General features: G+C 47.1%; 11 protein-coding genes. 6 read left to right on the top strand and 5 right to left on the bottom strand.

The genetic code is table 11. From position 1 onward, the window contains the following. The first annotated feature begins 23 nt into the window (after positions 1-23). The 5 genes from XDD1_RS12555 to XDD1_RS12535 all read left to right on the top strand — a co-directional run bounded on the left by XDD1_RS12555 (position 24) and on the right by XDD1_RS12535 (position 14,582). Positions 24-6,527, top strand: coding sequence for an AMP-binding protein (locus XDD1_RS12555; RefSeq protein ID WP_045973568.1), 6,504 nt, complete (start codon positions 24-26; stop codon positions 6,525-6,527). After that, complete coding sequence (locus XDD1_RS12550) at positions 6,524-11,536, top strand: beta-ketoacyl synthase N-terminal-like domain-containing protein (protein WP_045971622.1); 5,013 nt, start codon at positions 6,524-6,526, stop codon at positions 11,534-11,536. The genes XDD1_RS12555 and XDD1_RS12550 overlap by 4 nt, the downstream gene beginning before the upstream one ends. An 11-nt stretch (positions 11,537-11,547) precedes the next feature. After that, positions 11,548-12,687: a cupin-like domain-containing protein gene (locus XDD1_RS12545; RefSeq protein WP_045971620.1), complete on the top strand. Its 1,140-nt coding sequence runs from the start codon at positions 11,548-11,550 to the stop codon at positions 12,685-12,687. Between the two features lie 170 nt (positions 12,688-12,857). Further along, positions 12,858-13,589 carry a GNAT family N-acetyltransferase gene (locus tag XDD1_RS12540; protein ID WP_045971617.1) on the top strand — a complete coding sequence of 244 codons (732 nt, stop codon included), beginning with the start codon at positions 12,858-12,860 and terminating at the stop codon, positions 13,587-13,589. Between the two features lie 141 nt (positions 13,590-13,730). Then, positions 13,731-14,582: a 3-hydroxyacyl-CoA dehydrogenase family protein gene (locus tag XDD1_RS12535; RefSeq protein WP_045971615.1), complete on the top strand. Its 852-nt coding sequence runs from the start codon at positions 13,731-13,733 to the stop codon at positions 14,580-14,582. A gap of 171 nt (positions 14,583-14,753) precedes the next feature. Here XDD1_RS12535 and crr read toward each other — a convergent pair whose 3' ends face one another. The 5 genes from crr to cysZ form a co-directional block, all read right to left on the bottom strand. Continuing rightward, the gene (gene crr / locus XDD1_RS12530) at positions 14,754-15,263 is read right to left on the bottom strand and encodes a PTS glucose transporter subunit IIA (RefSeq protein WP_045971613.1); all 510 of its coding nucleotides are present in this window, start codon (positions 15,261-15,263) and stop codon (positions 14,754-14,756) included. 47 nt (positions 15,264-15,310) lie between these two features. After that, positions 15,311-17,038, bottom strand: a complete 1,728-nt coding sequence (gene ptsI, locus XDD1_RS12525) for a phosphoenolpyruvate-protein phosphotransferase PtsI (protein WP_045971611.1) — start codon at positions 17,036-17,038, stop codon at positions 15,311-15,313. Between the two features lie 127 nt (positions 17,039-17,165). Continuing rightward, positions 17,166-17,423, bottom strand: a complete 258-nt coding sequence (gene ptsH / locus XDD1_RS12520; RefSeq protein ID WP_045971609.1) for a phosphocarrier protein Hpr — start codon at positions 17,421-17,423, stop codon at positions 17,166-17,168. 442 nt (positions 17,424-17,865) lie between these two features. Beyond that, positions 17,866-18,819: a cysteine synthase A gene (cysK, locus tag XDD1_RS12515; protein WP_045971607.1), complete on the bottom strand. Its 954-nt coding sequence runs from the start codon at positions 18,817-18,819 to the stop codon at positions 17,866-17,868. 264 nt (positions 18,820-19,083) lie between these two features. Continuing rightward, positions 19,084-19,860 (bottom strand): sulfate transporter CysZ, encoded by a 777-nt coding sequence (cysZ, locus tag XDD1_RS12510; RefSeq protein ID WP_045971605.1) that lies wholly within the window; start codon positions 19,858-19,860, stop codon positions 19,084-19,086. A gap of 220 nt (positions 19,861-20,080) precedes the next feature. On the opposite strand from cysZ, the gene zipA reads away from it, so the two are divergent. After that, complete coding sequence (gene zipA / locus XDD1_RS12505; RefSeq protein ID WP_045971604.1) at positions 20,081-20,995, top strand: cell division protein ZipA; 915 nt, start codon at positions 20,081-20,083, stop codon at positions 20,993-20,995. Positions 20,996-21,035 lie beyond the last annotated feature (40 nt).

The following is a 21,035-nucleotide window of genomic DNA, read 5'->3' as shown; positions in this document are numbered from 1 at the left end:
AAAATAAAGTGGGAAATCGCGAAATGTTTATTAATGATCCTATTGCCCTAAATGCAAGAAAACAAGCAATAAAAGAGTATGTTAGCCAACAGTTGGATGCAGAATATCAGGGCTGTCCTTTTTTTGTGATGACACAACCTGTACCGGAGACGGGGACGGAGTTTGTCACCACGTCTTTGGCCTTGCCGGAAAAACTGAATGACAGAATTTTCACTATGGCCGCGGCTTCCCCATTGCATCGCTTATCGCTGTTTTCCGCCAGTATTCACTATCTTGCCTTTCTGCATTGTCACGAACCCGAAGGCAGCCTGACGTGGGCGCTTGGGGGAAGTGACTTAGCGGGTAATGCCGCATCAGGGGAGGGAGGCTATCTTATTCCGGCTAAATGGCATCTGACAGAAAAGGCGTTGGGGCAACCGGTAAAACGCCTGTTTGGTGAAGAGCTGATTCGATGGAGGCAGGTTGCTACGCTGGTGTCAGATATGCCGCCACAAACAGTGTCATCTGTTATGTCACCCGTGCCGGAAATTTTGCTGGGCTATTCGGAGAGCTTGCCGCCTTTGGGGGATTCCGCTTTTGAAGGGGCGCAGACAACCCGCTATTCATTAACTCTCTGGCTGCAAGCGCACCCAGAAAAAACCTCGCTGTATATGCGATTTGATCCACACAGGGTAGCACCAGAACTGATTGAGTTATTGATGGCGCGGGTGGTTTGTTTATTGAACAATATGGTATTTGAGCCGATTGAACCGCTGACATCAATGTCTTGGATACCGGAGCAAGAGCAAGAGAGAATCCGCGCGTTGTCCGCACCGGTGGCCGCACAGTCACAAACTTTGCAATATCAAAATGTAGCCCAGGCGATTACGGCGTCGATCCGCGAAAGGGCGGACACCCCATTTCTGGAGGTGGGGGATAAGACGGTTAACTTTACCCAGTTGGCGCAGTACACCGAGAACTTACTGAGGTTAGCCCAATTTCCCCAATGGGGATCGCTGGGGGATTGTGTGTTGATTGTGGGAGAGAAAGGCGCAGAAACCACGCTCGCGGCAATGGCGTGTATACGGATTGGCAAGCCATTTTGCCTGCAATCGAGTCGCGCACCGAAAAAGCAGCTATTGGATGTGATCGAACTGCATCAAACGAAGACCGTATTATTGCAGAAGATGCCGCAAGACAATGACCAGATGGAAGGCTTTTTCCGTCGTCATGGCTGTCAGGTGGTAATGTTACCGGATTATCATCCCGCAGCCCTCAAATCGGGCGCAGGTGAATTAAATTCCGCGTCATCAGCGTCGTTGCTGGCCGAATGGTTATCGCAAGGAGAAGCCGTCAGCCCTGATGCGAGTTTATTTGTGGTCATGACCTCAGGGAGTGAAGGAAAGCCAAAAGGCTGCATAAATACCCATCAGGCATTGCTTAATATCAGTGCAGAAACGCAGATTCTGAATTGTTCGGCTGGCTCTCGATTTGCCTCCCTGTCCAACCCTATATTCGATTATTTTGTGCTGGAATGCGTACAGGCGTTGACGCAGGAGATGGTCTTAGTCATGGCACCGGAGGAGGCGCGCATGGATGCGAAAAAATGCGTCGAATTTTTGCAGGAAAACCGGATTAACCTGCTGTTCACCACCACCGTATTTGCTGAAGACATCATGGAACAAGGGGATATTCCCTCACTGCGACAACTTTATTTTGGTGGAGAAAGTCTGAGGACGTTCCAAAAGAATAATTACCAGCTATTTAATCTCTATGGTCCCAGTGAAACCGGCGTGCTGACCACGTATTTACCTATTGAGCACAATGACCAAAAAATAACGATCGGTAAGCCATTTGGCGGATATCAATGTGCCGTGGTATTTCCTGATACGCTGGAGCCTTGCCCCATCGGTGTTGCCGGGGAGCTGTTGATAGGGGGGATGGGGGTCGGTAAGGGGTACTTTAACCGCCCCGATCTCACTGAACAGGCCTTTATCAACCTGAATACCGTCTGGCTGTCAGGAAGATATTATCGCAGTGGCGATCTGTGCTGTTGGGATACTCAGGGAGAGCTTGAAATTCTGGGCAGGCGTGATCGTCAGTTAAAAGTGAATGGCTTCCGCATCGAATTGGATGCGGTTGAAAAGCATGTACTGAATTTACCGATGGTATCTGAGGCCGCGGTCATTGGCATAGAAGACAAACGGGGACATGCTCACTTAGGCGTGTTTATTGTTGTGACCGGGGAAAGCCGGATCACAGAACAAAATATCAGGCAAGCCTTATTAAGCAGGATGCCGGCTTATATGGTGCCAAGCCAGATTATTCTCGTCTCTGAATTACCACTGACACGCACAGGTAAACTGGATCGGCAGGCATTGAAACAGCGAATGGGTCAAACGGCTTCCGGGCAGCTTGCCCGACCCCGTGGAGAGACGCAAGAATGGCTGGTAGCCTGTTGGGGACGGCATTTAGAATTGGAAGCGGATGCGGTGTCAGTGGATAAAAGTTTTTTTGCATTAGGTGGGCATTCGTTGCGGGCGGTGAGAGCGCTGGCAGAAATTCAGCAAAAGTTTGGTCAGGTTATCTCTTTGCAGGAGTTTTTCCAAAACGACACCATTGCAATGCTGGCAAACCTGATTGACTCGCGGGATACCCCTGACAAGAGCGTGACAACAGAAGGTTTCCTGAATCTGTTGAAAGCCGCTCCCCCGCTTCCGCCTGATGGGTGTGGGCCGTTATCGGCGCAGGAAGAACGGCTTTATGCTCAATATCGTCTGTATCCTGATTCACGGGTTTATCTTGTTCCGCTGAAAATCCCTTTACCCGATAAAATCTTGGTTGATGCCGCTGAAACGGGTGTAGTTAAAACTCGTATAGTTAAAAGCGCATTACAGACGTTGCTGGATCGTCACGATATTTTACGTACCCGATACCGCATCAACAGCGAAGGTATCCCCTATGCAGAGATATTGCCGTCGCTGTCCGTTGACCAGATCCTGGCCGAGGATCAAAGCCACTGGTTGCAAATGCAGGCGCAGGCTTTCGATTTGGAGGAGGGACCACTGTTGCGGGGGTATATGCAGCAGATGGGGACAGAACCCGCCTGTTTGCAGCTACAGATCCACCATATCCTGATGGACAAACCTTCGCTGGAAATTCTCCAGTATGAATTTGAGCAGCTATTGGTTCATGCCCCGCTGGCTCCGGTTGCGCTGAGTTACCGATGCTATGCCACGGCGCAGATGAATGCCCGCCAGCATCCTATTTGGGCGCAGGCCGAAACGTTCTGGAAAAACTACATAGAGGGGTTGGAGTTTGATCCGTTCGGACATGGTGCCATTGAGGTGGGCGGCAAGATCAGGCACACCACTTGGGCGCTGTCGGTTGAGCATGAGCAGGACATGAAACGGCTGTGTCAGTCATTGAACGTGACACCCGCCATGCTCTTTCTGGCGATATGGGGACTGACCGTGGCACGTGAAGGGCGCAGCAATCTGTTTTCTATTTCCGTCGCTAATGCGTTGCGCCCGAAATATGTGCTGAATACGGTCGGCATGTTTGTCTCTTTGTCTCCCTGTGCATTTCGTTTGGATCAATCCGTTGGTTGTTTTGAGCAATTTATCAAGACGCTGGCAAATGAGCAGTGGCAGGCCGCAGATCACCTGTTTTTCCCGGTTGAAGAAGCCTTCGCGTTGCTGAGTTGTGATCCGAAAATGTTCGGCAGCAATCCATTACAGAATGTCTCCTATGCTTTCATTGATATCACAGATGATGTGGCAGAAGGGAGCCATAAAACGCCGGATGAGGATCAGGTATTGGAGCAGGCAGACGAGGCGATTAATCTTTCCGTTGTCTCTACTGCGCAAGGTTATCGATGGGTGCTGGAATCTCACGCGAATGTCTTCACTGATGCACAAATAGCGGCTCTTGTCGCCAGTTATCAGACGATTTTTCAACAGGTTCTGCATCATAATCCTGCTGTTTTGCTGGTTAATGAATTGATCGTGTCCGATAAAGAGGCACAGAAAGCGTTTCGGCCGAGACAACGGCGTGCATCGTATCTTCCCATTGACAGCATGTTGTTGACGGCATTCCAGACATTGGGTGATCGCCCTGCGGTGATTGAAGGTGACAGCGTTGTGACTTGGGCGGCGTTTGCTGCATTAACAGCCAGCTATGCGCAAATGTTAAACAATAGCACGATCCGGCGGGCATTGATTATTGGGCGTGCGGGAAGCCAGATGCAGGCATTTCTGGCAGCCTGTTTTCTCACACGTACTACTTATCTGGCATTGGAAGCAGGAACCCCGGAAGAGCATATCGAGGAAGTGATTCGCCATGCAGCACCCGATCTGATTGTGAATTCGGCGATAGAAGACGTTGAAACCGGTGCTGTGACGGTGGATTGGCACGATTTTCACAGTGTGAAATCCCGCGCTGATAACCCCATTGCCTGGATACTGTATAGCTCAGGTACGACGGGATGTCCGAAAGGTATTTGTGTCACGGCGGACAGTGCAGCGCAATATCTTGACTCACTCATCAATAGGTTGGGGTTAAGGTCATTATTCTCAGTGGAACAGCAGGGGATACGGGTGATTCAACAATTTTCCCCCAGTTTTGACGGCCATATTGAAGAGATCTTGTTGCCTTGGGCACTGCACGGGACAAGTGTGATTGCTGATCGCTATAGCCTATTGGATGAGCGGAAAGCGAAAGCGTTTTTGGCTCGTCACCGGCCAGATATCGTTTCTGCTGCGCCGGCACTTTTCTCCGCCTGGAACCGGATGCCTGATTTATCTCCCTTACCCCAAATCTGCATCAGCGGAGGGGACTTTCTGGCAACCGGAGATATTGATCAATTAATGGCGCGCACGCAGGTTTGGAACAGTTATGGCCCGACAGAAACCTGCGTTGCTGTTTCGATGGTGAATTGTGCCCGATTGTCGTCAGACACCCTACTTTCTATCGGTGAACCTTTGGATCACGTCTCTTTTGCTGTGGTTGATCAACACGGGGCCGGCCTCAGAGCCGGTCAATGGGGCGAATTGGTGATCTATGGCGATTTTGAACATCACTGCTATTTGAACGATCCTCTCCAGACTGATCACAAATTTGGGCGGGATGAGCAGGGGACTTTCTTCCGCACCGATGATTTAGCGATGGCGGATAAAGAGGGGTTGTTTTATCTCAAAGGGCGCATGGATGATAGTTGTAAGGTTCGCGGCAATTTTATTGGTCTGGGTGAACTGGAAAACCGGGCAAGGCAGTATCCGGGGGTACTCGCGGCGGGGGCGGCGGTCGCTTTCTCTGGAACACCGGAAGCCTGTCTGGTACTGGCGATTGAAGGAAAAGAGTCTATTCAGTCTGGATTGCAGCAGTATCTGGCACGTCATTATCCGCGTTCCCATCTGCCTTCGGCAATATTTCTGGTAGAGCGCCTGCCACGCACAGAAATAGGCAAGATGGACAGGCAACGGATTGTGCAATGGTTTCAGGCGTGGTTTGAGCAGGCGCAGCAGGCGCAAGATCCAATAACCGAAGAGACACTGCAAAAGCTGATGGATTGCTGGAGAGCCTGTCTGGGTTATAAAGGAACACTGACACCGAATTCCGATTTCTTTCTGATATCGGGCTCATCGTTGAGTGCCGTGCGTTTGGCCAGCCAGTTGGAAAATATGTTTGGCGTTATGTTTAGCCCCGTTGATGTGTTCCGCCATGCAACGGTGAGTGAACAGTGGTCGTTGATTAAGGCACGGCAGAAGCTCAATGAAAATGAAGGGGCGATATTGGGTGAAAAGTACCTGAATGTGGATGATCCCACGCTGCCCAAATTGCTCCTGTTACCGCCGGCATTAGGCAGACTGGTAGAGTTACAGGCGTTGGCAAATCATTTGGCCGGGCGGGTGACCGTTTCTGTTTTGATGATGCAGCCCAATATCGTTGAAAATCTGTCAGAGCCAGCGTTTAAAACCGCGCTGCTTAATGCCTTGAAAGCGCAGGTTGAAACAGAGCCAGACTCTCCAGCGCGGCCATTGTGGTTGGGAGGGTATTCCATCGGCGCTGAAATGTTGGCCGCATTGCTGCAACAGGAAATATTACAAAATATAGACAAACTGATTTTTTTCGATCCGAATCTCAAAACCAACCTATTTGGCGGTCATGCACTGTATGCCGAATTTATGACTTTCTTCCGTGAAATTAACCACTCGGTTGGCGAAGGTATTGAGATTAACGCTGATACTGATGCCGAAACACTACGCCAGATATCCCCTGCGCTCTATCAAGAGTGGCGTCATTATGTATTGCAGCACCAATTACTCGAAAACAAGACATTCCATGAACGGATATTGGCACTGCCATTAACGTCTGTTCCCATTGAGATGTTCTTTTCTGACGATGCGGACACCGAAGCTATGGATGCGCTGATGCAGCAACGGCAAGGGCAGGTTTCTATCCATCGCCGCAGCGGTAATCACTTTGAGTTCATTCAACGATTATCGGCTGATGACTTTATAGATTCAGAACAAGGTAAGGGATCATGAGTGCAGAAATAAGAGAAGATTTGGATATCGCGGTTGTTGGTTTAGCCGGCCGGTTTCCGGGAGCAGAAAACGGGACTGAATTTTGGCGCAATCTACTGATGGGGGTGGATGGCATCTCCCGCTTTACCGAAGAAGAATTGCTTCAGGCAGGGCATGATATCAAAAAAATAGGCCATAAAGATTTTGTTCCGGTTAATGGGGTGTTGGAAGGTGCCAACTATTTTGATGCGGCGTTCTTTGGATACAGTCAGGCAGAAGCCGCATTGTTAGATCCGCAAACCCGTTTGATGATGCAGTGTGTCTGGCATGCTTTGGAGAATGCCGGTATTGATCCAGCCAAACGGGGGCGCAATATCGGATTATTCCTGGGGGCTCGCAGCACCATCCCGTGGACAATGCAGGCGATGTTGTCTGAACAGGTTGAAAATGTCGGGGGATTTCTGGCTTCCCAGTTAGCCAACAAAGACGCCATGAGTACACTGATCTCCTGGAAGTTGGGGCTGGAAGGTCCCAGTTTTACCCTCCAGACCGCGTGTTCAACCAGTTTGGTCAGTGTGCACCAAGCCGTGCAGAGTTTGTTGAGCGGTGAATGTGATTTTGCGGTTGCGGGTGGAGTGAGCCTGTTGTTACCCCAACAAAATGGGCATACCTATCAGGAGGGAATGCTGTTTTCAAAAGATGGCAAAACCAGAGCCTTTGATGCAGAAGCGACCGGCAGCGTGTTTGGCAGTGGCTTGGGCGCGGTGGTATTGCGGCGGGTTGGGGAGGCTATTGCGGATAACGATCCTATCTGGGCAATCCTTAAAGGTTCAGCGATTAACAATGACGGCACCCGTAAGGTCGGCTATACCGCGCCGAGTGTCAAGGGGCAAGCGGATGTGATCCGTACCGCTTTGCAGATGGCCGAAGTCGATGCCGCGGATGTGGATTTTATTGAGTGTCATGGTACGGCAACCTCATTGGGGGACAGCATTGAATTCATGGCATTGCGTGAAATATTCAATCAAAGCCGCTCCTTTGGTGTAAATCAATGTGCCTTGGGTTCGGTGAAAACCAACATAGGGCATTTGGATTCGGCGGCGGGTATCGCCGGTTTCATCAAGATGGTGATGGCAATCAGATATGGAGTGATCCCGCCTACGTTACATTTCCAATCCCCTAATCCACAGTTGGGATTGGAGCAGTCACCGTTTTATATCAATACGTGTGCTGAACCATGGCCTGCCAAATCAGGGAAATTGAGAATCGGTGCTGTGAGTAGTTTTGGTATTGGTGGAACCAATGCGCATATAGTGTTGCAACAATCTATTTTTGCTTCTGCTATATCCAGGCCTGAAAGAGGGGGCAATGGAGACAAAACTTATTATTTTCCATTCTCTGCGAAAAATAAGGCATCGCTGGCGCTGCAATTGGAGTCGGTTTCTCACTGGTTAGTACAGCAATCTTATTTGGATCTCCATGCGTTGTCCCACACGTTAAGTCAGCGGCATTGTTTTTCGTGCCGGATCATGTTTATCGCAGACGCAAAATTTGTGTTGATGCAGCAAATTAAAACTTATCTGGAATTAGAAGAAGAGGATGATGAGTTAGCGTTGATCCCTCAGTTTTTGGCAAAGGGCGCGGTACCCGCAGATGAGCGTACAGAAATACTTGCCGCTATCCGCGGTTGGATATCGGGTCAGACACAAGAACCGGCAAAATGGCTGTTCCCTCCTTTTGACGGACAACCACTTATCGATGTTCCCGGATATGCTTTCATACGTGAAGATCATGGCGCAGGGCATATTACCGATAAACGTTGGGCGCAAATTTCGGCGGTGATTGCGGCGACAGATGGCAATAATTTGTCCAGAAATAGCGCAGGATTATTACTGCCATTCTGGAAACCCCACCGTTTACCGAAAGTGCCATTACCGGAAAAAACAGCGGAAAAAACATCTCATTCCCTGTTACTGATCGATCAATTACTCCTTGATCGCGCTTTGGCATCACAAGCACGGGCTTGGGTTGACAGCAGCCAAATTGAGACGGTTAAGCTGAATATATTGTGTCCAAAGCAAGTCCGAAACGCGCTGGTAGGGTTATCGCCCGGTTTGCATAAAAACCGCGCGCTGGTGTTGTCATTAGCGTTTCCGGCGGATGGCTTTTCTTTTGCGCCAGATTCCCTGCAAACCTTATCTGAGCTGGGTAAGGTGTTGGCGGAGAGTGACTTTTCTGCCTTTAATTCCGTGCATATTTATTTAATCGCATCAGCCGTGATCGGGGACGGGAATGATTCGGCTGAATCTGTTTTAACCGAAGCTGCGCTCAAGGCATTGGCGTTGGTGCTCCCGCAAGAGATACCGGGTATCGATTGTGCATTCTTATCTTTGCAGGAGCCTAATGCGGATGCCTTGACCCGATTGCTGCAAACACCACTGCATGGCCCTTTGAAACTGAATAGTGAGGGGTTGTTTGTTGAAGATTTCCGCTGCCCAGATGCGGAAGAAAATGAAGTGGTGGATGAATCCGATTTCATGGGAAAAACCTATGTGATTACGGGAGCTGGCGGCAGGATGGCCAAGGCGATGGCAAAAGTCATTGCGCAGCGTTTTCAGGGGCGGTTAGCGTTGATCAGTCGCCAGTCCGCGGATTCAGCAGCGATGCAACGTTTATTACTGGAGTTGAAAGAGGACGGTGCCGGAGCGGTGGAAATTTTCCCGTATGCGCTGGAACGTGAGGAAGCAGCGTTGGCACTGTTTGAATCTATCCGTCATCGCTTGGGGGATATTCATACCGTGATCCATGCGGCGGGGGTAACGGAGGGCGACTCTTTTTCTCCGTTGGTCACGCTTAATGCAGAACACTATCGTGCACAACTCCAGCCTAAAGCGCAGGTTGCTGCCGTGCTTGCCAACGTATTTGAAAGCATTCCGGTTGAATACTGCTTTATGACGTCTTCCATGTCGGTATTTTTCGGCGGCATTGCCCATGCCCCGTATGCGACAGCCAATTTATTTCTGGATGGTTGGGGGCAGAGACAAAACCGGCAACCCCAAAATCCCCGCTGGATTGTCGTGAACTGGGAAACGGTGCATTTTGATGAGCAATCTCGTCCGACTGAGATACTGACTTGGGGAAGCAATGAAGTGGCTTTTTCTGCGGCTGAATTCCCCGCTTTGTTTGAACGCAGTTTGCGTGAATATGATCGTGAAAATCAGAAAATCTTCTCTGCGGGTCAGTTTATGGACCGGTTATATGCGTGGGGAGGACGACGCATTGCCAATGGCAACGGCAATAGCAAGCGGCAAGTAACCAATAGCATCAAATTGAAACCCAGACCAGAAACCTTGCCGTCTGTTTATCAATCACCCGTTAATGAGACGCAAAAGGAGATTGCCGCAATCTGGAGTCAGATCCTTGGCATTGACGGTATAGGTATTGATGACAAATTTATGGCGTTGGGTGGGGATAGTTTAAAGACGATTGTGATGGCAGAAAAAGTGTATAAAAAACTCGGCAAGCGGATTGCCATTCAGGATTTCTTCGCCCAGCCCACTATACGTGAGATTGAACGGCAGTTTCTTCATGAGCAGGAATATTCTCCATCAATGTTGCCCGCCATTGATTTATACGATCCCATCGTCGCCAGCGCCGATCAGGATTTACTGTATATACATCAAATCACGTTTGCCAATGGCAGCTATAACATGCCAATGGCTTTCCGGTGTCCTCGTTCAGTCAGTGCAACGTCCATTGCAAGGGCGATAGAGCAAGTTGCTGACCGGCATCCTGTGTTGAAATGCTTGTTTGAAAGGCAAGGCGCGGATTTGATGATGTTGCCTCAACGTGATGTCACAGTGGGCATGTTGATATCTGAGGCGGGAGACAAGCCGGAAGAAAACCTCGCGCGTTTGCAGCAATTCGCCAATATGCCTTTCGATCTCCATACGGAACTGCCCATTCGGGCCATGATGTTGACAGGATCAGAGGGGTTGCCCTTCCATCAAGTGCTTATTGTGGTTCATCATATTGTCTGTGATGCGGTTTCTTTGGGAATTCTTGCGGATGATTTTCAACGCTTGCTGCAAGAATTGCCACTGCCGGTGCCGGAATACAGTTTCGCTGCCTATCGACGCGACAGACAGGCGTCTGAAAGCAAAGATAAGGTTCGGAAAGAAAAGGCTTATTGGCTTGCTAATCTGTTACCTCTGCCTGCTCCGTTATCGCTGCCTGTGGCGGAAGGGTATGACTGGCATACCGATACGGAAAAGGCGCGGGGTATTACGCTGGAGAGCGATCTTTCCCCACAAACCAGCATTGAAATCAGGCGGTTATGTGACGAACTGGGTCTGCCTCCCTTTGTGTTCTTCTTGGGGGCTTTTGGTGTCTTGATTGCCAAAATTACCCGTGCCGACGCTTTCTTGCTTGGTGTTCCGGTGACAGGGCGTATGCAGCCAGAAGAACTGGCACTGGTCGGTTATCTTGTCAACATGCTGGCCTTAAAGATGGAGCCGGAAACCGATCTGCCGGTGGCGGATTATCTGCTGCAACTTCATGCGCAGTGGGCTGAAAGTATACCTTACCAGACTTACCCGATGAGTGCGTTGTTGGACGATTTGAGCGCTGAACGCCAACTGCAAAATCGTCAGGGTAAACATCCGTTGTTTGATGTGGTGTTCGGTTATCTGCCTGTGAGCCTGAGTGGGGCTGATGAAAATAATGACATTAATGGAGAAAGCGGGTTTTCCCGACTTGAATTGACGTTAGAGGCGGTTAAGTTCGATTTGGCAATGGATGTATCTGAAACCAGGGACGCTTTTAATTGTACGATACAGCTTCGCCAACCGATGTTCAGCGAAACCATCGGTAAGGCAATATTGGATTATTTCTTTGTATTGATAGATGAAATTATCGCTAACCCTGAAGAGGAAATACAAGAACTGCTTAAAAACCTCAATCATGGGCATACGCCGGAATTGTTCGCCCAAGCGAACGATCAGGATATCGAATCAGAGTTTAATTTTTAGGGAGCAGAAAAATGAATTTTTTCAGTCATGCCTGGAATGCACTCGGTGATATTGCGATGTGGGCACACGAAGAGGTGAGCATTTATCGACGCAATAAGAAAACCGTGCGAGAAATGACCAGCCCGGATGCGTTGGCGCGTCTGGGATCGGCAGAATATCGTCAGGTGGAAAAGGTTGCTGATATCTCAATCGCTGAGTTTAATGAACGCTTTTTGATGAAGAGAGAGCCTGTTATTGTCTCTGATGGCCTGAGGGGATGGAAAGGGAAGCAAATCTGGAGCTTTGACTACTTTACCCAAGCATTCGGTGATATGTCAGTGCAGTTACAGGATGCGGGATTCAAACCACAACAAGTAGTAGAACTGCGTACTTATTTGCAGGCAATTTCTTCATTGCCCGCGGTTGAACTGGGTGAGATAAACGATGACCTTAATTATTTAAGGTACACTTATGATACTTTTTTTAAACATCTGTTGTTCACGTGGGGATTAGGGAATTGGGTCAAAACCCATTCGTTTAGCTTTCTGGCATTTCAACGTATTCAGGAGCATTGGCACAGACCCTATTTCCTGCCCGCAAGTGGTTATAAGATCCCTTGGGTTCAATTTGGGACTCTCCAGCCCAATAAGAGAATGTGTCAGGATTGGGGACTCTATTTTTCAGCGCCGGGAGCGTGTACCCGCTTGCATGTTGACGGAATGCGAACCAATGCGCTGTTATGCCAAGTGGAAGGCAGAAAAGCGGGATGGATTTTTTCCGCTTCGCTGGAAGATGTCGTCAGAAATACCGCCGAAGGACGGGCTGATTTATCAGGCTCAGAAAGCCTGTCCGTAGATCAAAAATCCATGCCGCAAGGGAACAGGGAAGAAGCGCTGAAAAACCCGCACCATAACGCAGATCGTATCTGGCAATTTGATTTGTTACCGGGTGAGATTATGTTGATACCTAAAGGCTTATCTCATGAGGTGCATACATTATCTCCCAGTATTTCCCTGACGTATAACTTTCTCACCGCGCCGGAATATCGGGACTATTTTGATTTCAAAAGCCAACGTGGTGAAGGTTGGATCGCCAATTCCGCAATTGCTGCCGTCCCTGAATTTATTCTAATTCATCAACGCAACTCATCAGTACAAAGTCTTTCCTGCTAATTTATCTGAGGAATACAAAGATAAGAATAACGCATTGATGGATCATGACACTTTGCGTTTTTTTGAGCAGTATAGGCGAGCATCTCCAGAGATTCGCTGATTTGCTGAATAGTCGAATTGTGTAGAGTGCTTACTAATCCTAACTTAAGCGAATAAAGTGAGTAAGAAGTATGCCTTTATTTTCAAAAACGATAACTGATTTTTGGCAAGCTCCATTATTAAATGGGGATATTATTTATAGTGATGATGTTTTTACTATCGCCACCAATGCTAATCTGGAAGAAGAAGATCGATTGATGGTATTGGAAACCACCGATGGCCGGATTATGGCGGTTATGACGCCTGAAATGGCTGAAAAAGCAGGGCTTTATCATCAAGAAGAGATGTCTGAATCCCGCTTTCGCCAGAAATTAAATCAGGCGGACATAACGCTGCATGGGGCAGATTATATTTTCTATTTTTCAGAAGAGGAAAAGAGCAAATTATTGCAGGAAAATGCGGGCAGCACACTGCGCCAGCTAACGGAAGAGGAAGATGAAGACGTTTTCTCTGAGTTTCAATCTTCCGCTTCGGAGCAGGATTTGGATAATGCTTATGTTGAATTGGAACACTGGGCGGTATTCGGCTCTTTTGAGCAAAACCACCTGATCAGTGCGGCCAGCATGTACCCGTGGAATAACGCACAAATTGCCGATATGGGCGTGCTGACCCTAGAATCTTTCAGAGGCCAAGGCCATGCCAGAAAAGTCGTGCGGGCAATCAGCCAATATGCTTACGCCCACGGCTATGAACCTCAATACAGGTGCCAGCTCGATAATCTTGCGTCTTTGGCATTGGCAAAAGCCGCAGGTTTGACATTGTTTGGCAAGTGGGAGCTGGTTTCTCCTGATTCAACCCATTGAGTCATATCTGCACTCAAGCAAACTGAACTGAATAAGTTAATCTGAAATACGCTTTTCATCTTCCAAGTTGCAGCCAGCCAAGCTGCAACTTGAGTGCCATTGCTTATCAACCTTTTGAAACCCAATAAGATAATAGCCACTATGTCAAAACTTAAAATAGCTGTGGTTGGGGGCGGTAATATCGGCTCCAGCCTTGCCTTCGATTGCGCGCTGCGGGGGCATGATGTTGTTGTGATTGAAAAAGATGCACTTTCTTGCCAGCGCAGTCGAGAGAGTATTGGGGAAACCGCCAGTTATGCTCCGCTGTTCAGTCCGCTTGCGAAGGGAAAGCCCCCTGAAATGATACTGCAAAATATCATTTGGTCGCAGGACTTACAGGCTGTGGCTGATTGTGAGTTTGTCGTGGAAAATATCACGGAGAATATTGCGTTAAAACAGGCGTTATATACCCGTATGGCGGAGTTTATTGCCCCCTGTGCGGTATTGGCGGCAAATACTTCCTGTATTCCCATCACTAAACTGGGTTCGTTCCATCGTGTCCCATCTCAGGTGATTGGCGTACATTTTATGAATCCGGTGTATTTGAAACCTACCGTTGAAGTGATTATTGGCCTTACTACTTCTGAACAGACGCAAAAGCGGTGCTTGGAGATCCTGGCGTTACTGGGTAAAACGGCTGTTGTGGTAAAAGATGGCCCCGGTTTTGTTTCTAACCGGATTTCCCATTTATTTATGAATGAGGCGGCGTTCACTGTGCAGGAGGGACTCGCCCAACCCGCGGATGTGGATGCGATATTTAAAGGCTGTTTTGGCCATAAAATGGGGCCACTGGAAACGGCTGATTTGATTGGTATTGATACTGTCGTTAACTCTCTTGATGTGCTCTATCAGATGTTTCAGGATTCAAAATACCGCGTTTGTCCGTTAATGCAAACAATGGTTGATGCAGGCCGTTTAGGCCGCAAAACCGGCCAGGGTTTTTATACGTATTAAATTTTGTTGGTATTTTGAAGTACGGCGGGTATATCCATAAAAAATCGCCCTGTTTTATCAGACATTTTATTTTTCAGCCGGATAAAACAGTGGCGATTTACGCACAATCATCAATGAAACAATCATCAATGAAACAGAAAAAGAGGAAATATTCCTCAGGGATTTTTTCTGTTATTTTTTGATCCGCATGATGACGGATTCACCGACGGTTACAGATCCACTGACTTTAGTTAACTCTTTAATTTCGTCCATGTTAGAAATAACAACAGGCGTTAAAGTTGATTTAGCCCTTTCTTCCAGAAATGCCAGATCAAACTCTAAAACCAAATCGCCTTTTTGTACCCGCTGACCTTCTTCGGCAATACGTTTAAAACCTTCGCCTTTCAGTTCAACGGTATCAATACCAAAATGGACGAATAGCTCAATACCACTATCAGATTCGATAGAAAAAGCGTGATTAGTTTCGAAGATTTTACCGATGGTGCCATCAACTGGCGCGACAATTTTGTTGCCGGTGGGTTTAATGGCAATACCATCCCCAACAATTTTTTCGGCAAAAACAACATCTGGAACATCTTCGATATTGACTATTTCACCTGATAATGGGGCGATAATTTCAATACTGCCGCTGTTTTTTTTATCGTCTGAAACCAGAGATTTCAATTTATCAAGCAGACCCATGAATCTTCTCCTAATTGTTTTAATGGGACCGTATTCTGGCTAATTTTTTAGCAGAGTGTTTTTTCTCTGGTAAAGGTGTCAACCAAATCCATCAATTCCTGTGCGGTTGGCTGAGTTAAGGCTTGCTCTGCCAGTGCCTTTGCATCATCGTAATTCGTATTACGGATGATTTTCTTAATGCGTGGAATTGATATTGCACTCATACTGAACTCGTCCAACCCCATGCCCAAGAGCAACAGCGTGGCGCGCTCATCACCGGCAAGTTCTCCACACATGCCTGTCCATTTACCTTCTGCGTGTGAGGCATCAATCACCTGCTTGATTAAGCTCAACACCGCTGGTGACATTGGGTTGTAGAGATGAGAAATCAGCTCATTACCACGGTCTACCGCAAGAGTATACTGAGTTAGATCGTTTGTCCCAATACTAAAAAAGTCAACTTCTTTCGCAAAATGATGAGCAATGGTTGCAGCGGCAGGCGTTTCCACCATGATGCCAACTTCAATTGATTCATCAAATGCCTTGTTTTCATTACGTAACTGCGCTTTGAGTAATGCAAGTTCGGCTTTCAATTCCCGTATTTCTTCAACAGAAATAATCATTGGGAACATAATGCGAAGTTTACCAAATGCAGAAGCTCTCAGGATAGCACGTAATTGAGAATGTAAGATCTCTTTACGGTCAAGGCAAATTCGGATCGCGCGCCAGCCGAGGAAGGGGTTCTCTTCTTTGGGCAGATCCATGTAAGGCAGATCCTTATCACCACCGATATCCATCGTACGAATAATGATGGCTTGATTCCCTACGGCTTCGGCAACCGCTTTATAAGCTTCGAACTGTTCATCTTCGGTTGGCAGGGAATCGCGATCCATAAACAGAAATTCAGTGCGGTATAAACCGATGCCTTCGGCACCATTACGTTCAGCACCCATGACGTCACGCACCGTACCGATATTGGCGCAAACTTCAACTTGGTGACCATCCAAGGTGATGGCTGGCAAGTCTTTTAGCTTCGCCAGTTCAGCTTTTTCGGTGAGATACTCGTTTTTCGCTGTTTTCAGTTTCTCGATTTCGTTGTCAGATGGGTTCACATAAATGTGGTTATTAACCGCATCCAGAATCAGGTAACTGCCATTTTTGATTTGCTTGGTCGCATTGGTTGTCCCCACAATCGCGGGTAATTCCAGCGAGCGAGCCATGATGGAAGTATGGGAGGTTCGGCCGCCAAGATCGGTGATAAAGCCCAATACCTTGTCCAGATTGAGCTGGGCGGTCTCTGATGGGGTCAGGTCACTGGCAACCAAGATGACTTCTTCTTCAATGGAGCCTAAATCGATAATGGGCATATCCAGAATATTTTTCAGTAAGCGCTTGCCAATATCACGGACATCGGCGGCTCGCTCTTTCAAATATTCATCATCCAGTTCTTCCAGCGCCTTGGCCTGATCTTCAATCACAGAATAGACGGCGGCATCTGCTGTTGACAGGTTTTTTTTAATCAGCGTAATAATTTCCTGCTCCAGCTCTTCATCTTCCAGCAACATAATATGGCCTTCGAAGATTTCAGCCTTTTCTGCACCCAGATTTTTTTCGGCGGTTTTTCTGATTATCTCTAATTGTGCGGAAGATTTGTCGCGGCCTTGCTTAAAGCGGGAAATTTCTGGTTCGACTTGTTCAGGGATAATTTTTTTCTGATTGATAATGATGGGATCTTCTTTCAGTAATAGCGCTTTACCGAAAGCAATTCCTGGTGATACTAAGATGCCTGAAATCATATTATATGACCTTACTGCGGGTGGTGACTTTTCATTGAGCCTTTAGAAAAGAGGCTCAAAATATCCCCAGATTTTATTATGCTGGGGATAAACTGAATGAAATAGATTGGCTTGATTGAGCGAACAATTATTCCAATTCACCCATCAATTTAACTAAATGTTCAACCGCCTGTTGCTCATCTTCGCCTTCAGCAGCAATCGTTACGACTGTACCTTGAGTCAATCCCAGCGTTTGTAATTTGAACAGGCTTTTTGCGCTGGCAGACTTGCCTCCAGAAGTCAGGGTAATGTCAGAAGCGAAGCCTTTTGCTTCTTTGACAAATTGTGCCGCAGGGCGAGTGTGGAGGCCGTTTGGTGCAGTAATAGTAACTTCTTGCTGGAACATAGTATTTCCTCAATAACTTAAATATTTGTTGATAAGCCAAACGAATCCAAAAGTGAGTGTTGTTGAATTCGCTTCGGCTTGGACAACCGTTTAAATGATAATGAAATAAAGCGTATTCCCTCCGCTTTTCAAGTTATTGCTCGGTTGAGTGTGACTTGAAATTTATTGGGTCTATAATAATCATTATCAAAAAATTAACATACTTGATGCACTCAATTGTTGATTTGATGTTAATACACGTTATCCGAATAATGACCTGATTGAATAACTCTTTTGTCACCTGTTTGGCGATTAATTTCGTGCATCAAAATAATTACAGGTTAAATACTAAAGCTACTTGAATAAATCATCTAGGAAAGTTTTAAACTTTGATCTAATGCACAAAAAAGCACCCTGAAGGTGCTTTTTTGTCAAGGTAGTGAAAAATTCTATAGCACGATTTTTACTCACTGGATAAATCAGCAAACAGGACCGTACTGAGGTAACGTTCCGCTGAAGAAGGCAGGATAACGACGATATTTTTGTCTTTATAGGCCTCTTCTTGCGCGATTTTGATGGCTGCGGCAACCGCAGCACCGGAAGAAATGCCGGAAAGAATACCTTCTTTTTCAGTAACTTCACGTGCTATTTGAATCGCTTCTTCATTGCTGATTTTAAATACACGGTCAACTAATGTTAAATCTAAGTTATCAGGAATAAAACCGGCGCCAATTCCCTGAATTTTATGTGGGCCTGGTTTAAGCTCTTCACCTGCCAATTTTTGACTGATAACAGGTGAATCTTCGGGTTCTACTGCAACAATAGTCACTGGCTTGCCACGGGTATTTTTCAAGTAACGGGCAACACCCGTGATTGTGCCACCCGTTCCTACACCAGCAACGAAAACGTCTACATCGCCGTCAGTATCTTCCCAAATTTCAGGGCCAGTGGTTTTTTCATGAATTTCAGGGTTGGCGGGATTGCTGAATTGTTGCAGGAGGACATAACGGTCAGGATCGCTGTCACGGATTTCGTTCGCTTTCTCAATGGCGCCTTTCATGCCTTTTGCCCCTTCGGTCAGCACCAAATTTGCGCCCAGTGCTTTTAGCAGCTTACGACGCTCAAGGCTCATCGTTTCAGGCATGGTTAGTGTCAACTTATAACCACGGGCGGCTGCAACATAGGCCAGTGCAATCCCTGTGTTACCACTGGTCGGCTCGATAAGCGCTTTATCTTTGGTTAGAATGCCACGTTTTTCAGCGTCCCAAATCATATTGGCACCAATGCGGCATTTGACACTGAAACTGGGATTGCGGGATTCGACTTTCGCCAAGATGCGGCCATTGGCGAAATTTTTTAAACGTACCAGCGGAGTGTGACCAATAGTCAACGAATTATCTTCATAAATTTTACTCATTGTTCGATTGCCCCTAAGATACCGTAAATACTCATACCGTAAATGAATGCCGTAAACATTAACTCAACCATACGCTAACATCTTATTTATGGAAATAAGGTTTCAGTCTATTCTTATTATATAAAAGAATATTTGATGGTCATTTTATCGTGTTTGGATGATTTAAGATTGGCATAACTTTTTAAGCAAAGCCCCTGACAGAGGATAAAAATGTCAGGGGCTTTGTTGTTGTGGCAGGAAAAAGAGGGTAAGCCGAAGATTAAATCAGCTTGATGACCTGCGATTGAGAGCGTGTTGAGCACGGTAACGATCAACCCACATCGCCGTTGCTCCACAAACCGCAACGGGCATAATGAACAGATTCACGACAGGGATCATGGTTAAAATGCTCACTGCTGCGCCGAATTGCAGGTTATCTATTTTGTTTTGGCGCAAGGTATTGCGCATGGCGGTAAAACTGACTTTATGGTTATCAAAGGGATAATCACAATATTGGATTGCCAGCATCCAGGCACTGAAAATAAACCAAAGGATAGGCGCGATGGTTTGGCCTATTCCGGGAATGAAATAAAGTAACAACAGGATGAGTGCCCGCGGAATATAGTAAAGAATTTTCACTATTTCACGTTTTAGAATACGGGGCGTGTCTTTGAGCAAATCGACCATACCAGTATCGGGTGCCGGAATGCCTGTCAGGTCGGCCTCCAGTTTTTCTGCCAGCAATCCATTAAAGGGTGAAGCGATAAAATTCGCGAGTGTGCTGAAAAAATAGGTAAAAACCAATAAGATGGAAATAACTGCAAATGGCCAAATTAAATAGCTTAACCACTGCATCCAGTCGGGTATTTTATCGAGGGTCCATTGTATCCAGCCATCCAGTTTATGATATAGCCACCAGAATGAACCACCTAGCAATAAGATATTGGCCAATAAAGGTAATAGAACGAATCTCTTAATGCCGGGGCGGGTTATCAGTTGCCAGCCTTGTGCAATATAGTGAAATCCGCTTGAATGTTTTGGCGACTTTGTCGAATTCGTCATATTTTCTTATTCTCTCCCAGATGATTGAGACGGTATGATATAGGCAGGATTTTCTACTGACCAGTGGTTTTGTGGGTAAAAAACATCCGAAAAAACAGAGGGAATATCGCTTTATGATAAGAAAAGCAGGTAGAGACTTGCACTTGTCTTATTTGACAAATACTCTTATCTAAAGAATATTCCGCCGTGGTGGCAATTAATTTAAACAACAGAGATAGCAATGATGCAGGATTTGCGTCTGATATTAATCGTTGTTGGTGCGATAGCCATAATAGCTTTGCTATTACATGGGTTGTGGACCAGCCGTAAAGAGCGTTCATCACTCTTTCGTGATCGCCCAGTTAAACGTCATAAACAGGGGCGTCAGGAAGAGCCAGAGGATAATGGTGGCGATGAACTGTTTGATAATACGCCTAAATCGAATGTGCAGGAGTCGGTTAAACCGCATACTGAACATCGTGCAGAGCCTGTTATCGAGCGTCGTGTGCCTGATGATGGCTCAGATCCTTTACTTGCAAGGCATCAATCTGATGTATCCGACGTCACAGTGAAAGATGCCGATGATCAACAGGAAGAACCGCAACTTGGGTTGTTCGACTCGGTTGACCCCGCTGAATTGAAAACAGCCGGGGAAGCTGAGTCAGGTTCTGAGGTTGTGGAAGGGCAGTCAAAGGCAGCGGAAAGTGAAGCATTGTCTGAATCTGAACAGGCCAAAAAAGAAACCGTGTTGGTATTGCATGTTGCCGCTCATCACGGGCAAGAACTGAACGGCGAAGTCTTGCTCCAGAGTATTTTGCAGGCAGGCTTCCGGTTTGGTGAGATGAATATTTTTCATCGTCACCTGAACCCATCGGGTAGCGGGGCGGTATTGTTCAGTTTAGCTAATATGGTAAAACCGGGTTCGTTTGATCCAGAGCGAATGGCGGATTTTACTACCCCTGGTGTTTCCATGTTTATGCTTGTGCCTTCATATGGCGATTCCAATCAGAATTTTAAACTGATGTTGCAGGCGGCACAGCGTATCGCCGCCGATGTGGGAGGCGTGGTTCTGGATGGTGAGCGCAAGATGCTGACACCACAGATGATCGAACTCTATAAGGCGCGTATCCGCAATACGCTCAATGTCGGTGTATAATCCCCTCTTTTTAGTATTGAACCCCCGCCAGTCGGGGGTT

Origin of the sequence: Xenorhabdus doucetiae (assembly GCF_000968195.1) — a bacterium.
In the GTDB taxonomy this organism is placed as follows: Bacteria; Pseudomonadota; Gammaproteobacteria; order Enterobacterales; family Enterobacteriaceae; genus Xenorhabdus; species Xenorhabdus doucetiae.
Note: the sequence above shows the minus strand (reverse complement) of the source record. Positions and strands in the feature narration are given on the sequence as shown.